A 13,409-nucleotide genomic window follows, 5' to 3' on the forward strand; every position below is an offset into this window, starting at 1 on the left:
CTGTGGCCTGCGAGGGGGCGGACTCAGTGGAGTCCGCTCCTGCACCTCCGCGTGGCCTTTCCTGGTAAGACGATCGGCGGCCCATCGGATACGACATCAGTGGAGGTCGACCGGCAAGTATTTTCGGGATCTACCGGTGGTATCGAACATACGGGGCACGGCCGGGGCTCGAGCCCTCCGGCCGGTCAGGAGAGGATGTCCTTGCGCAGGAACGTCCACCATGCGCAGGCGAAGAAGATGGCCGAGTAGACGACGGTGGAGAACGCACCCTTCGCCATCCCGTCCAGTCGCACGGGATCCACGTACAGCCCGCTCCACTGGCTCGCGTAGTGCATCGGCAGCAGGCTTCGGATCACGCCGAGGGCGTCGACCTGGTTCAGGATCTTCGAGACGATGATCACCATGACCGCGCCGCCCACAGCGGCCAGCGGAGCGTCCGTGGCGGTGGACAGCCAGAACGCCAGAGCGGCGACGAGAACCAGCGTCACGGCGAGGTAGCCGACCGTGCCGGCGAGCCGCCACACCGCGTCAGCCCCGACGAGGTTGCCGCCGTACGGAGTACGCAGGGAACCCCACCCGAACGCGGCCCCGCCCACGCACAGCGACGTGACGGCGAGGATCACGAGGGCGAGGGAGGACATCAGCAGGCTCACGACGAGCTTGACGCCAAGCAGGCGGGCCCTGGGTACCGGAACCGCGAGCAGGTACCGCAGGCTGCCGCAACTCGCCTCGTTGGCGACCGTGTCGCCACACACGAGAGCGACGATCACGGTCAGGAGGATGCCGGCCGCTGCGCCGAGGGTGAAGACGGTGAAGTTGCCGCCGCTGGCCGTCGCCAGCGCGGCGAAGGAGAGGGTGTCGTCCTGGTCGTTGCCACCGAGTTCGAACGCCGCGACCAGGACGACGGGCAGCGCCAGCGCGAGGCCGAGGGCGAGTTTGGTCCGCCGGAGCGACAACTGCCGGCGGATCTCTGTCCGTACGGTCAGCATGGCGGTCCGCTCGTTCCGTCCCGCCCCCGAGTCGCGACACCCGCGCTCTGGTCACCGGACTCCTCGTCCGGAACGTGTCCGGCCCGCTGTTCCGGACGCTGCGCCACCAGGCCGAGGAAGACGTCTTCGAGTCCCCCGCGTGGCGCGACCCGCGACACGTCGACGCCCCCGGTCACGAGAGTCCGGACCAGCCGGGTGCGGGGCACCCCGTCCAGGTCGACGACGAGGCCGCCGTTGTGCCGCGCCACCGCACCCACCTCGAGCCCCGCGAGCAGCGTCTCGGCTCGGCTGACGTCGGTGACGTCCACGACGACCGAAGCCGCCCCGCCCACGATGTCGGCCACCGGTCCGGCGGCCTGCAGGTGGCCGAGGTGGAGGACGACGACATGCGTACACGTCTGTTCGACCTCGGCCAGCAGGTGGCTCGACACCAGCACCGACCGGCCGCCCTCGGCGTAGGCCTGCAGGACCCGGCGCAGTGCCGCGATCTGCGGCGGGTCCAGCCCGTCTGTCGGCTCGTCGAGAATGAGGAGGTCCGGCATGCCGAGCATGGCCTGAGCGATCCCCAGGCGCTGCTTCATCCCGTGGCTGTACTCCCTGACCTTCCGATCGACCGCGGCACCGAGACCGGCGATCTCCAGTACGTCGTCGAACTTGGCCTGCTCGCGCGGAAGGCCGGTGGCGTCCCAGAACAGTTCGAGGTTGGCGCGTCCGGACAGGTGCGGGAGGAAGCCCGGGCCTTCGACGAGCAGGCCCGTACGAGACAGGACGGAGGCGCCCGGCACGACGTCGCGACCGAACACCAGGACCCGGCCCGCGGAGGGCCGGATGAGTCCGGCGAGAATCCGCAGACAGGTGGTCTTGCCGGCGCCGTTCGGTCCGAGCAGGCCGACGACCTCGCCTCGCCCGACCGTGAAGTCCACGTCGCGCAGGGCGTAGCGGTCGTGGCCGTACCTCTTGGACACTCCGCGCACCACCAGGGGCGTCTCGGCATGGACCGAGTCGACGCCGCGATCCCGGCGCCGGGTTCGCCGCCGGGCGAGCAACCAGAGAGCCGCTGCGGTGACAGCGAGTGCGGCGGCGAGGGCCATGGCGGCGTCCAGCCACGGCCCCGCGGTCATGCCGGAGGTCGTGGCCCGCACCTGCGGTAGCCGGATGGAGTTCCCCGCCAGGCCGACGACATAGGTCCGCGGCTCGGCGGGGCCGGCGTACGCCTGGTCGGACGTCGCGACGGTGACGCGGATCCGGTGGCCGGGTTGGAAGCGGTGGACGACTCCGGGCAGGGTGACGTCGACAGGCTGGGCCTGGTCGAGCGAGGCGGGAAGGTTGTGCAGCCGGATAGGTGCCACCGCGCCGCCTGGCAGTTCGGTGAGGCCGTTGGGCGCCACGTCGTACACCTTGACGAAGAGCACGGCGTCCCCGGACCGCGACGCGGCGCGGACGCGGACCGTCGGCGAGCCCGTGACATCGACCGGACCTGACAGCGGGCCCGAGTCGTACGACACCGCCTGTCCAGGCACGTCGAGGGTGACACGCGTGAGCAGGCGGCCGGCGACAGCGCCGAGTCCAGGCACTGACGACATCGCGGCCGGCGTACCGGCCGGAGGGTTACTGATCTGACCCGGACCGCCTCCCAGCCGGACCTCACGGGCTGGCAGGTCGCCGTCAAGCCCTGGGTAGGCGGACGGCGCGAGGAGGCCGAGCGCCCGCACGGAACCGCTCTCGTCATCGACGCCGGTGATCCGGGTGAACGCGAACGGACGGACGGGCGGCGGTCCCGCGTCGTGCTGGTCGGCCGCGCCGAGGTAGTGGTCCAGCCAGACGAGGGTCGCCATCCGGACCCGCCACCGGTCGACGTCGGAGCCAGCGCCCGCGTCGTGGCCGCCGGAGTACCACATCGCGCAGATCGGGGTGCCGTTCGCACGGATGCCGGCCAGGTTGGCGTCGGCCTCGGCGAGCGGGAACAACGTGTCCTGGGTGCCCTGGACGAGCAGGGTCGGTGCGGTGATGCGGTCGAGAACGCCGGCGGGGCTCGACGTGTCGAGCAACCGGACGGTCGCCGGGTCGGCCCGCCCGGTGAGGGCGGCCCGCTGGTACATCCGGCAGACCGTGGGCGCGAACCGCCCGCAGCCGGCGCTCCCGTCCGCCGCGGGCGTGGCCCCGCCAGTCGTGCGGAACACGCGGGACGCGCCAGCCCCGTTCGCTCCGTCCGGTCCGTTCGCTCCGTCCGCTCCTTGCGGTCCGTTCGGTCCGCTCGCTCCGTTCGGCATGGTCGAGGCCAGGCCGCCCGAGTCCGTCGACTGGTCCTCGCCGAGGTCGGGGGCGAGCTGGGGCAGCGAACCACGGTCACCGAGCCCGGATGCGTACAACCAGCCCGCCCACGCCCGCTTGAACACGCCGGCCTCGGGACCCTTGCCCGTCGACTCCGGGAACAGCGAGCGTCCCAGGTCGTTCCAGGTCGACTGCGGCACGATCGCGTCGACCCGTTGGTCATGTCCGGCGAGCAGGAGGGCGAGCGCGCCGCCGTACGACGATCCGACGACGCCGACCCTCGGGTCGCCCGGAGAATCGCGGCGCACCTCGGGACGCTCGGCCAGTAGATCGAGCAGGGCACGGGCATCGGCGACCTCGTGGTCAGGACTGTTCAGGTGGATATGGCCGCCAGAGCGGCCGAAGCCCCGCGCCGTCCAGGTGAGCACCACGTAGCCCTCGTCGGCGAGGTCCAGGGCCTGGTCCTCCACGCTCGTCTTGGTACCGCCGAGGCCGTGCGCGAGAAGAATCGCAGGAGCGGGATCGTCCGGGCTCGCAGCCCGGGGAACGTACAGGCGCGTGTCCAACCGCACCGGCCGGTCGCGCCGCGGGCCGGACAAGACCGTCACCACAGCGTTCGTGATCACGGTTTTCGAGACCACGGTGTTCGAGACGGCGGTGTTCGAGACGGCGGTGTTCGAGACGGCGGTGTTCGAGAACCTGGTCGACGCAGGCGAATCGCCCGCCGGCAGGAAGAGACTCAGGCCGAGGCCGGCGACCGCGGTGGAGATGACGATCACCAGCGCCGTGATGTGGATGCGCCGGCGAGGTGCGACCATCGGGCCACGGTAACCAGATACGGGAGAAGCGAGTAGTTTCGCTCATTTCGGCTACCGGCCCATTACTGACAGGGGTGGATCAGCCCAGCTTTCGGGATTTCCCAAGCCCAGTTGGGTCTTCCAGGCCCAAGATCGCGCGTCGAGTCGCGATCCTCGGGCGCGCTCATGCTCGCCTTCACGCCCGCCGGCCGACGGTCAGATAGCCAACGAACGTGGCGGTCAGCTGGGGCCGTCCGAGCGTCTCCAGTCGGTGCCTCACGCGGGCCAGGAACTCCGTGCTTCGATCCTCGCCGAGTGCATGGGTGCCAGACTGCGTAGCCAGGTTGGCGAGGTAGTCCTCAGCGCTGAAGCGGACCTGGAAGGGATAGCGCTGGCTCGCCACCTCCTCGAAGAGACTCCCGGCCTCGAGCGGGAGGTGCCGCGGGCCCAGTTGTTCGGGCGGAGGCGGCGGACAGCCCTCGAATCCCACGGCCCGGTAGTCCTCCTGCACGTCCGTCCAGAAGCGATCGGCGTCTGCCGGCCGTGCCCACTGGCACCCTGCCACGGCCATGACACCTCCAGATCGCAAGAGCTCATAGGGCTTGGCGTAACGAAGGTGCGGGTCGATCCAGTGCAGGGAGTTGACCGCGACCACCGCATCGAACGGGGGACCTTGTGGCTGCCAGTCCTCAAATGGACAGGTGACCACTTCGGCAGCAGGGAATCCGGTCAATCGGCGGCGGGCGATGGCTGCCAGCTCGGCACCCAGCTCGACAGCGGTGACGGCCAGCCCGCGCTCGGCGAGCGGCACCGTCGCCTGGCCGGTGCCACAGCCGACCTCGATCACCCGGTCGCCCGCTTCGAGCTTGGCCAGGTCCATGAGGTCATCGAACAACTGCGGCGGACAGACTGGCCTGGTGCGCTGGTAGTCCTCGGCTGCCCGGTCGAATCCGCCACGCAAGCCGTGACGCCTCGGGTCATCCTCCGTACATCCCATGATCGTCCTCCGCGTCGTGTGCGCGAGCGACCTACTCGCCCGCGCTCGCCAGACTCCTCGACATCGCCCGCCGAGCCTGCCCCCACCTGGCGATCCCGAAAGTCGATGGAGCGTGGCACATGCGCCACAGTTCCTGGAAACACCCGACGGTGTGCATCGGACGCGCCGAGAGGGCAGGGTGTGCACATGTACTACGTCGGCGTCGACCTCGCGTGGGGTCAGGAGAGACAAAGCGGCCTTGCCGTCGTGGATTCCGACGGGCGGCTGGTCCATCTGTCCGCGCAGAAACGCGACGAGGCCATCGTGGGTGTCCTGAAGCCATACGTCGACCGCGACTGCCTTGTCGCGATCGACGCCCCCCTTGTGGTGAAGAACTCCACGGGCAGCAGGCCGTGCGAGACGGCACTCAACCGCGACTTCGCCCGCTTCGACGCCGGCGCACACCCGTCCAACACCGGCAGGCGCGAGTTCGCGGAGGTCCCTCGCGGGGCGCGGTTGGCCGCCATCCTCGGTCTCGACATGGACCCGTCGTCTCGGTCGCGTCAGCGAGCGATCGAGGTCTACCCGCATCCCGCCACGGTGGCGCTGTTCCGCCTGGGGCGGACGCTGAAGTACAAGCACAAGTCCGGCCGACCCCTCGCACAGCTCCGGTCCGAACTGTTGCGACTCATGGTGTTGCTCGAAGGTCTCAGGGACTCATCTGTCCCTCTGGTCGTCGACGAGCACGACGCCTGGAAGGCGCTGGTCGCACAGGTCGAGTCGGCCGCCCGTAAGAGTGACCTGCGACGAGCCGAGGACCAGATCGACGCGGTCGTGTGTGCGTACGTCGCGATGTTTGCCGAGCAACTGCCAAGCATGATCACCATCTATGGCGACTTCGCCGCCGGCTACATCGTCACGCCGACCCTCCCGGAGGGACACCAGCCCGCACCCCGCGCGGCACGGGTTCATGAGCAGGCGGCCGAACCGACTGTGGTGCAGAAGGATCCGGTCCGGCGGGCAGTTCAGGCGTACGCAGCACTGCAGCCGACGCTACGTGCCGAGACCGACCGGCTGGTCGCCCATGTCACCACCCTCCTCGATGACGCCGGGATCAACTATCTCAGCGTGACCGGACGGGCGAAGAGTGTCTCGTCCTTCGCGGCCAAGGCCGATCGGAACGTCGCCGGCGAACCGCTCTACGCCGATCCTCTTAAGGAGATCACCGACCAGATCGGTATCCGTGTCATCACCTACGTGCACGGTGACGTCACAGCGGTCGCGGACCTGCTTCGTGATCAGTTCTTCGTCCTCGACGACCGGGACATGGGTCAGGAAACAGCGAGCGAGGGCCGTTTCGGCTACGCCAGCAGGCATCTGCTCGTCGCACTCGAGGCTGGCCGGGAACCGGATCCGTCGTACGAGGCGCCTCGTGAGCGGCGTGCTCAGGTGCAGGTACGAACGGTTCTCCAGCACGCGTGGGCGGAGTTCGAGCACGCCATCCGCTACAAGGGCACGATTCCGGAAGAACATGTGCCGGACCTCAACCGGCGATTCACTCTCGCCGCCGGGCTCCTGGAACTCGCCGACCGTGAGTTCTCCCTGATCCAGGACCGCTTGCAGACAACGGCCACTGGCCAGCCGCCGGAGCAGGACGTCGGCGACCCACGCATCAGCGCACAGGACCTCGCGACGTTCCTCGCCGGGCAGTACGCCGACGCCGGCTGGTCCCGAACCGACCACTACGCATGGGTTTCCGGGCTGCTGCTCGAGCTGGGGGTGACGTCGCTGGACGAGCTCGCCGCACTGCTGAGCTCCGTGGACAGCGCGGCCCTCAATGCGCGGATGGGATACCGGTATCCACCGGGTGCCGTACGCAGGCTCGACGACGCTCTGCTGGCAATCTTCGGCACCCGGTACCTCGAGCTGCACGGAAATGCGCACCGCACGACGTTGTTGCGGACCCGCCTGGAAAAGTTGCGTACGCCCAAGGAGCAGCCAGACGTCGATCGTTAGCCGGCGCGTCCATCCCGTTGGGCCCCGTATGGTCAGGACGAGGTACGGGCTGCGGGCTGACTCGCTCGGATGGCGGCAGCGAGCGTCGCCATACTCTGGGTCACCGCGTTGGGTAGCGCGGCGAGCAGGGCCCTCCGCCGCGAGGGCGACCTGATGTAGCCAATACTCCGTACACCTGTGGCGTGTGCTACCTCGATGTCGGTCAGTGAGTCGCCGACGAGTACGCAGTCCGACGCAGGGGTGTCGAGGATCGCGAGCACTCGGTTCACCGGGTCGGGATGTGGCTTCATCAGGTCTGGCCGGATGGGTTTTCTCCCCACGACCGCGAGGACGAGGTGGCTGAGCCCATGGGCATCGAGGAATGCCTCGATGGCCGGCGCGGAGTTGTTGCTGACGATGCCGAGCGGACGACCTGCTTCGTGGCAGGCCAACATGGTGTCCGCCGCGTCGGGCGTCGGTAGCGCGTCGGCGACGGCGCGGAGTTCGGCCTCCCGGAGAAAGTCTTCGATCTCGGTCATCACGTCGGCCTGCCCGAGCTCGTACGCGTAACGCAGAATGCGCAGGGGGTTGTACGCACTGTTGACCTCGCCTGGTGGCTCGATCTCATGGCGGCGGAGGATCGCGCGCATCTCGTCCGCGACCTCCGCATCTCGACCATCGGCGAAGACGGCGCAGATCGGGCCGTCGAAGTCGAGGAGGACACAGCGCGTCTTCGCAAGCACATGCACCAGAGCGCTGGGAATGGTAGTGGTCATGACGTCCACATGATCGCCGAGCGGTCCCCCAGTGTCCTGTGCCAGATGCTGATCAGGTCACCCTACCCGTCACATGTGAGGAAAGGGCGGGAACGACTGATATCGGGTTGCCTGGCTGATCCGGCGCGGTCAGAGTTTCGTCCCATGGACGACGACGAACTCGCCACGCTGCTGGCCAACGAGCGCTACCCACGGTCCGCTCGATATTCGATCCGCTGGATGGTCGACAACGCCATGGGGCCGAACCCCGTCTGGCTGGCTGAAGCGCTGACGCAGGTGATGCCGCTCGAAGCCGGCATGCGGGTTCTCGACATGGGATGCGGCACGGCCCTGACGTCGATCTTCCTCGCCAAGGAGTTCGACGTCGAGGTGTGGGCGGCCGATCTGTGGGTCAAGCCCACGGAAAACTGGTCCCGGGTGGCAGAAGCAGGTCTCCACGACCAGGTCCATCCCCTCCACGCCGAAGCCCACGCGTTGCCCTTTTCCGAGGGCTTCTTCGATGCCCTGGTCAGCATTGACGCTTACCACTACTTCGGGACCGACGATCTCTACATCGGCTACTACTCGCGGTTCGTCAAGCCCGGTGGCCAGATCGGAATCGTCGTCCCCGGCCTGGCCGAAGAGCCCGAGACATTGCCGCCGAGCCATCTCGAGCGCTACTGGAAGTGGGACTTCTGCAGTTTCCACAGTCCTGCCTGGTGGAGGTATCACTGGCAGAAGACCGGCCAGGTCAGCGTCGACGTGGCCGACTGGGTCGCCGACGGTTGGCACGACTGGCTGCGATGGAACGTTGCGTGCGACCGCGACCGAGGAGAACCAGGCGAGGAGGCGGCCATGCTTCGCGAGGATGCCGGCCGGCTACTCGGCTTCACGCGGGTCGCGGCTCACCGCAGATGAGAAGGATCTTCTCGACCCTGGTCACCGCCGTCGCCGTCCGGACGTGAGCAGGCGTCGGACGGCCGCCCGCCGGACCGATGGTGCCGCCTTTTCCAGCCAGTCCAGCGGCGTGCGGCCGTGGCTGTCACGGGCGTGTGGGTCGGCTCCATGCTCGAGGAGGACCTCGATGGTGTTCAGGAACCCTGCCTTGGTGGCGTAGTGCAGAGCTGTCGCGTTGAGGGCCCCGACGCCGGAGGTGCCTCCGGAGTCGCTCGTACGGCGATCATCGGCGCGGGCACCGTGGCGCAGGAGCGCGCGGACATACTCCGGATCGTCCTTGCGGCCCTGGTTTCCGGTACAACTGGCCCCGATCCACGAACCTGAGGAGTCGATCGACGCGCCCCGACCGGCAAGGAGCGAAGCGAGTTCGGGATGCAGGACCCAGCGTCCGACGTCGATCCGGGTCGCGTCCGCCCCGTACGCCAGCAGCAGTTCGACCATCGCCACGTTGCCCCTTGTGGCGGCACCGCGCAGCGCCCGCACCCCGTCCGGGAGCCGGCGTGGGGCGTGGCCGAGGAGGAGTCGTAGCGCGGCGATCCGCCCGCCCGCGACCGCATGGTCGACCGGCGTGATGTCGAGAACGTCGCCCGCGGGATCCGCCGCCTGCGCAAGGTCCGGATCGGCCGCGAGCATCCCCGTGAGCCTGGGGATGTCGCCGAGGAACGCGGCGGTGAAGACGTCCTCCCTCGCGCCGGCGGCAGTGAGGAGCGTCTCGACCGCGGAACGACGTTTCATCCGCGCCGCGCACAGCGGCGTCACAAACAGCACCCGCTCGTACGCCACACCCGTCACGCCCACCGGAAGGTAGTAGGGGTGGTCGGCCCCGACGCCGCGACCCAGCAGCGTCCGGACGACCTCGGCACGGCCGGCCAGAGTGGCCGCCTGCATGATCGCCGCGGCGTACGTGGGACGCAGCAGATCCGGCGCCTCCACCACGGCCGCGTCGACCCCGGCGACATCACCGCGACGAGCGAGATCCATCGCCTTCTTCACCGTCCGGGCGCCGGATCCGCACCAGGCCACCTCCCGGGCGACGCCACTCGTCGCGCTCGGGTCGCCGCTCTCTCCACTCCTCTGCCTCCGTCTGGCCGGGGCCACCTGCTCGTTGACGAGAGCCAGCGCCAGCGAGCGGACCTGCGCGAAGATCGCCGAGCGGTCGTTCTCCGCCGCGATCGTCGCCTCCAGCGCCCGGCGGAAGTGCCCGAGCCACCTGCCGGCCAGCGCCGACGTGATCGGAAGGCTGTCGTGGCGGTGCCTCAGACCCGCGTTCGACTGCTCGCTGTAGCGACGGGGACCACCCAGCCACTCGGCGAAGAAGAGCTTCTGCATCGACCGACCATCGGCGAGGTCGCGCGGGAACAGGGGTCGCAGCTGCTCGTCGTCGTCGAAACCGTCGTAGAGCAGGTCGACCAGTCTGTCTATCGCCGGCTGGCCGCCGATCCGGTCGAACAGATCAGTACCTCGGAAAGGCCGGAAACCCGGCGGATGATCCAGCAGCCAGCGGTGCTCGAGGGCCGCGTGAGAGGGAGCGGGCTGCTTCGGCATGGCTACATCCATTTCCGGCAGGACCCCACGCGTTCCGCCGAACGAAGGCATGCCGGCCAGACAGCGGTGATCCCGGGCCCCGAGAGACCTTGACCGGCGATGCCACCGTGGGCGTGGGCGCGGGTGGCGGCGGCGGACGGCGTACGGCGTACGGACCATGCCGTAGCCGGCACGATAACAACCGTTGTCAACACGCTGTCCATGCCTCCGCCTTGACAGCCAATTCCGGGATGCGGGGAGCCGCGAGTCAGGCGACTCCCCTTGGAATTGGCCATCTAGGGTAGGAGCCGAAACCGAGGAGCAGCCGATGACGCGCGATGATCTGCTGGCCTACTGCCTCGCCAAGCCCGGAGCCTGGCGGGACGAACCGTGGGAGGGCGATGTCGTCGCCAAGGTCGGCAGCAAGATCTTCGCGTTCCTAGGCGGTGACGCCGGGTCCTCGGTCGGAGTCAAGTGCGGCCCCAACCGGGAGATCGCCGACGAGTGGCTGGTGCGCTACCCCGACGACGCGACGGTCATGGCCTACATCGGACGTTCGGGATGGAACACGCTGAACGTCGGCGGGGCGATTCCCGAGGACGAGTTGCTCGAAGCGATCGACGCTTCGTACGACACGGTGGTCAGCAAGCTGCCCAGGAAAGAACGTCCCGCAAACGCCTGACGACACGCGGAGTATCCCTGACCACAACCGCCCGAGGGCTTGACCTACGCGCGCCGCCCGAACGCGGTGTACGCATGGCGCATCCCCAAACGGACACGTCGAGGCGGATGAAGTCGATCAGCCAAGCCGCGCAGCCGCCGTTCGCAGCACACTCTCAACCCGTTCGACTATTCCTCGCCCGTCGGCCCGTGCACGTCCGGCCACCTGGCGGGGAATGAACTGCAACCAACTGGGGCCGAAGGCCAGCAGGGCTCGGATGTCTGCGCGCGGGTCGATGTGCAGGCCCGCCTCGGCTTCGTACCGCCGCAGAAAGGCCTCCGCAACCTCGGGCGAGAACAGCACAGCTAGCCCGAGCCGACACCTGCCAACGTCGACTTCGCGCTTACCGCTGCCGGCGTAGGTCCAGTCGACCACGCCCGACAACCGCTCATCGACCCATAAGACGTTGAGGGGCAGGTAGTCGCCGTGCACAAGCACCTGCTGCCCCCCGGGCGGGGCGGCCGCTGCGGCTTCGGTCGCAGCGTGGGCAAGCGCGGGATCGCCGATCCAACCGCGATCGACCTCTTTGCAGAAGCCGTGAGGATCGGTCGATTCCAGCCCGGTCGGCACGATGTCGTGGATGCGGACGAGCACGTTCGCCATCTGACGCACGACACCGGGCAGATCCGACGGCTCGAACAGTGGCTCGCCAGGCAGCGCCGTCATCAACAGGCACGGCACGCCCGCCTGTTCGCCCGTGCGGTCAGCGGCCAAGAGTCGTGGCACCGGCAGATCGTGCTCGGCGAGCGCCAGCAATGCGGCCGTCTCGCGATCGATCAACCCGGTTGCCCACGTTGCCCATTTGTCCGACCACCGACGCAGTACGACGTCGAACGGGCCCCTACCGGCAGCGATCGTCAGCCGGTCCATGTCGGCGGTCAGCCCACCGACGAGCCTTGACGTGGCAAGAACCCGAGCATTTGGACCCAGAGCGGCTTCTACCCACCCAAGAGTCTGCCCGGACGGTTGTCTGTAGCTGTCGGCCACATCGCACGAGTCTGGTCGACAGCCTTGGTGCATGACTACGGAATTTACCGAAGGTGTCCACGCCCGGCTGGCTCTCGCCTGGTCTCCGGCTCAGGGCTTTCGAAATAGTGTCGACGCGGCCGGGACGAACGGGCAGCCGCCGTTCGTCTGGTGCGCGATGTATTCGTCGCGGAAGTGCTTGATCGACGAAATGACCGGACCGGTCGCGAAGTCTGCGAGAGCACACAACGATCGTCCGGCGAGGTTGTCGCACAGGTCGAGCACAGTGTCGAGGTCCTCCTCGCTCCCGTCACCGTTCTCCAGCCGTTGGAGAATCTGAGTGAGCCAGTACGTGCCCTCACGGCATGGCGTGCACTTGCCGCACGACTCGTGTTTGTAGAACTCCATCCAGCGCAGCACGCAGCGAACGACACACACGGTCTCGTCGAACACCATCGGCGACCCGGTACCGAACTGGGATCCGGCCGCGGCGACCGCGTCGTAGTCGAGCGGGACGTCGAGATGATCGGCTGTGAACATCGGTGTCGACGACCCACCCGGCGTCCAGAACTTCAGCCGATGCCCCTCGCGGACGCCCCCGGCAAGCTCCAGCAGCTGACGCATCGTCGTGCCCAGGGCGGCTTCGTACTGACCGGGCCGCTTCACATGCCCCGACAGGGAGTAGATCACCGTGCCGCGGGCCTTCTCCGTTCCCCGACTTCGGAACTGCTCCACCCCGCCGCGAATGATCGACGGCACAGTCGCGATCGTGCAGACGTTGTTGACCACCGTCGGCGACGCGTAAAGCCCCTCCGCGGCGGGGAACGGCGGCCGCAGTCTCGGCTGTCCTCGACGGCCTTCAAGTGAGTCCAGCAGTGCGGTCTCCTCGCCACAGATGTAGGCGCCCGCACCGGCATGGACGATCAGGTCGAGTTCGTACCCGGTGCCGAGAACATCGGTGCCCAGGTAGCTCTCCGCGTAGGCCTCGGCGACGGCGCGCTGCAGCCGTCGTACGACATGAAGAACCTCGCCGCGCACATAGACGAACGCCCACCGGGCCCGGATCGCGTAGCAGGAGATGATGACGCCCTCGACCAGCGTGTGAGGGCTGGCCATCATCAGCGGGATGTCCTTGCACGCTCCAGGCTCGGACTCGTCAGCGTTGACCACCAGGTAACGCGGCTTGTCACCGAGCGGCGCCAGCAAGCCCCACTTCATTCCGGTCGGGAAACCTGCGCCACCACGACCACGCAGGCCGGAGTCCTTCACCATCTCGACGATGGCATCCGGGTCAAGCTTGACCGCCTTGCGCAGCGCGTCGTAACCGCCCTGGTCGACGTACGCGTCGTGCGTCCAGGCGCGGTCCTGGTCCCAGTTGGCGGTGAGCGCCGGCGCCAGCAAGGCCGTCATCCTTCACCCCTCTCGCCGAGCCTGCACCCGACAGCACTCTCGTCGCTG

The 13,409-nt window shown here is 68.4% G+C and carries 10 protein-coding genes; 3 read left to right on the forward strand and 7 right to left on the reverse strand.

Annotation, left to right across the window (positions count from 1 at the left end; all coding sequences use genetic code 11):
- Positions 1-185: 185 nt before the first annotated feature.
- The 3 genes from ABN028_RS14910 to ABN028_RS14920 all read right to left on the reverse strand — a co-directional run bounded on the left by ABN028_RS14910 (position 186) and on the right by ABN028_RS14920 (position 5,054).
- Complete coding sequence (locus ABN028_RS14910; protein ID WP_349331046.1) at positions 186-989, reverse strand: ABC transporter permease; 804 nt, start codon at positions 987-989, stop codon at positions 186-188.
- On the reverse strand, positions 983-4,078 hold the full coding sequence (locus ABN028_RS14915; protein WP_349696990.1) for an alpha/beta fold hydrolase: 3,096 nt from the start codon (positions 4,076-4,078) through the stop codon (positions 983-985). The genes ABN028_RS14910 and ABN028_RS14915 overlap by 7 nt, the downstream gene beginning before the upstream one ends.
- A gap of 175 nt (positions 4,079-4,253) precedes the next feature.
- Entirely contained in the window at positions 4,254-5,054 is an 801-nt protein-coding gene (locus tag ABN028_RS14920; protein WP_349696991.1) for a class I SAM-dependent methyltransferase, read from the reverse strand.
- Positions 5,055-5,240: 186 nt separating this feature from the next.
- Here ABN028_RS14920 and ABN028_RS14925 point away from each other — a divergent pair, with 186 nt between their 5' ends.
- Positions 5,241-7,049: a DUF429 domain-containing protein gene (locus ABN028_RS14925; RefSeq protein ID WP_349696992.1), complete on the forward strand. Its 1,809-nt coding sequence runs from the start codon at positions 5,241-5,243 to the stop codon at positions 7,047-7,049.
- Between the two features lie 32 nt (positions 7,050-7,081).
- Here the strand turns inward: ABN028_RS14925 and ABN028_RS14930 are convergent, their stop codons facing one another.
- Positions 7,082-7,804 (reverse strand): HAD family hydrolase, encoded by a 723-nt coding sequence (locus ABN028_RS14930; RefSeq protein ID WP_349331042.1) that lies wholly within the window; start codon positions 7,802-7,804, stop codon positions 7,082-7,084.
- Positions 7,805-7,948: 144 nt separating this feature from the next.
- On the opposite strand from ABN028_RS14930, the gene ABN028_RS14935 reads away from it, so the two are divergent.
- Positions 7,949-8,701, forward strand: a complete 753-nt coding sequence (locus ABN028_RS14935; protein ID WP_349331041.1) for an SAM-dependent methyltransferase — start codon at positions 7,949-7,951, stop codon at positions 8,699-8,701.
- Between the two features lie 21 nt (positions 8,702-8,722).
- Here ABN028_RS14935 and ABN028_RS14940 read toward each other — a convergent pair whose 3' ends face one another.
- The gene (locus tag ABN028_RS14940) at positions 8,723-10,285 is read right to left on the reverse strand and encodes a globin domain-containing protein (RefSeq protein ID WP_349696993.1); all 1,563 of its coding nucleotides are present in this window, start codon (positions 10,283-10,285) and stop codon (positions 8,723-8,725) included.
- Between the two features lie 307 nt (positions 10,286-10,592).
- On the opposite strand from ABN028_RS14940, the gene ABN028_RS14945 reads away from it, so the two are divergent.
- Positions 10,593-10,946 (forward strand): MmcQ/YjbR family DNA-binding protein, encoded by a 354-nt coding sequence (locus ABN028_RS14945; RefSeq protein ID WP_349331039.1) that lies wholly within the window; start codon positions 10,593-10,595, stop codon positions 10,944-10,946.
- 117 nt (positions 10,947-11,063) lie between these two features.
- On the opposite strand, the gene ABN028_RS14950 is transcribed toward ABN028_RS14945, so the two are convergent.
- Both ABN028_RS14950 and nuoF read right to left on the reverse strand, forming a co-directional pair.
- Complete coding sequence (locus tag ABN028_RS14950; RefSeq protein ID WP_349696994.1) at positions 11,064-11,855, reverse strand: phosphotransferase family protein; 792 nt, start codon at positions 11,853-11,855, stop codon at positions 11,064-11,066.
- A gap of 207 nt (positions 11,856-12,062) precedes the next feature.
- The gene (nuoF, locus tag ABN028_RS14955) at positions 12,063-13,361 is read right to left on the reverse strand and encodes an NADH-quinone oxidoreductase subunit NuoF (protein ID WP_349696995.1); all 1,299 of its coding nucleotides are present in this window, start codon (positions 13,359-13,361) and stop codon (positions 12,063-12,065) included.
- Positions 13,362-13,409 lie beyond the last annotated feature (48 nt).

Source organism: Actinopolymorpha sp. B17G11, assembly GCF_040196095.1.
In the GTDB taxonomy this organism is placed as follows: Bacteria; Actinomycetota; Actinomycetes; order Propionibacteriales; family Actinopolymorphaceae; genus Thermasporomyces.

Excerpts from the sequence above, each read along its gene's own strand:
- ABN028_RS14910 (WP_349331046.1), bottom strand. The coding sequence starts at position 989 with ATGCTGACCGTACGGACAGAGATCCGCCGGCAGTTGTCGCTCCGGCGG.
- nuoF (WP_349696995.1), bottom strand. The coding sequence starts at position 13,361 with ATGACGGCCTTGCTGGCGCCGGCGCTCACCGCCAACTGGGACCAGGAC.
- ABN028_RS14940 (WP_349696993.1), bottom strand. The coding sequence starts at position 10,285 with ATGCCGAAGCAGCCCGCTCCCTCTCACGCGGCCCTCGAGCACCGCTGG.
- ABN028_RS14925 (WP_349696992.1), top strand. The coding sequence starts at position 5,241 with ATGTACTACGTCGGCGTCGACCTCGCGTGGGGTCAGGAGAGACAAAGC.
- ABN028_RS14920 (WP_349696991.1), bottom strand. The coding sequence starts at position 5,054 with ATGGGATGTACGGAGGATGACCCGAGGCGTCACGGCTTGCGTGGCGGA.
- ABN028_RS14935 (WP_349331041.1), top strand. The coding sequence starts at position 7,949 with ATGGACGACGACGAACTCGCCACGCTGCTGGCCAACGAGCGCTACCCA.
- ABN028_RS14945 (WP_349331039.1), top strand. The coding sequence starts at position 10,593 with ATGACGCGCGATGATCTGCTGGCCTACTGCCTCGCCAAGCCCGGAGCC.
- ABN028_RS14950 (WP_349696994.1), bottom strand. The coding sequence starts at position 11,855 with ATGGACCGGCTGACGATCGCTGCCGGTAGGGGCCCGTTCGACGTCGTA.
- ABN028_RS14930 (WP_349331042.1), bottom strand. The coding sequence starts at position 7,804 with ATGACCACTACCATTCCCAGCGCTCTGGTGCATGTGCTTGCGAAGACG.
- ABN028_RS14915 (WP_349696990.1), bottom strand. The coding sequence starts at position 4,078 with ATGGTCGCACCTCGCCGGCGCATCCACATCACGGCGCTGGTGATCGTC.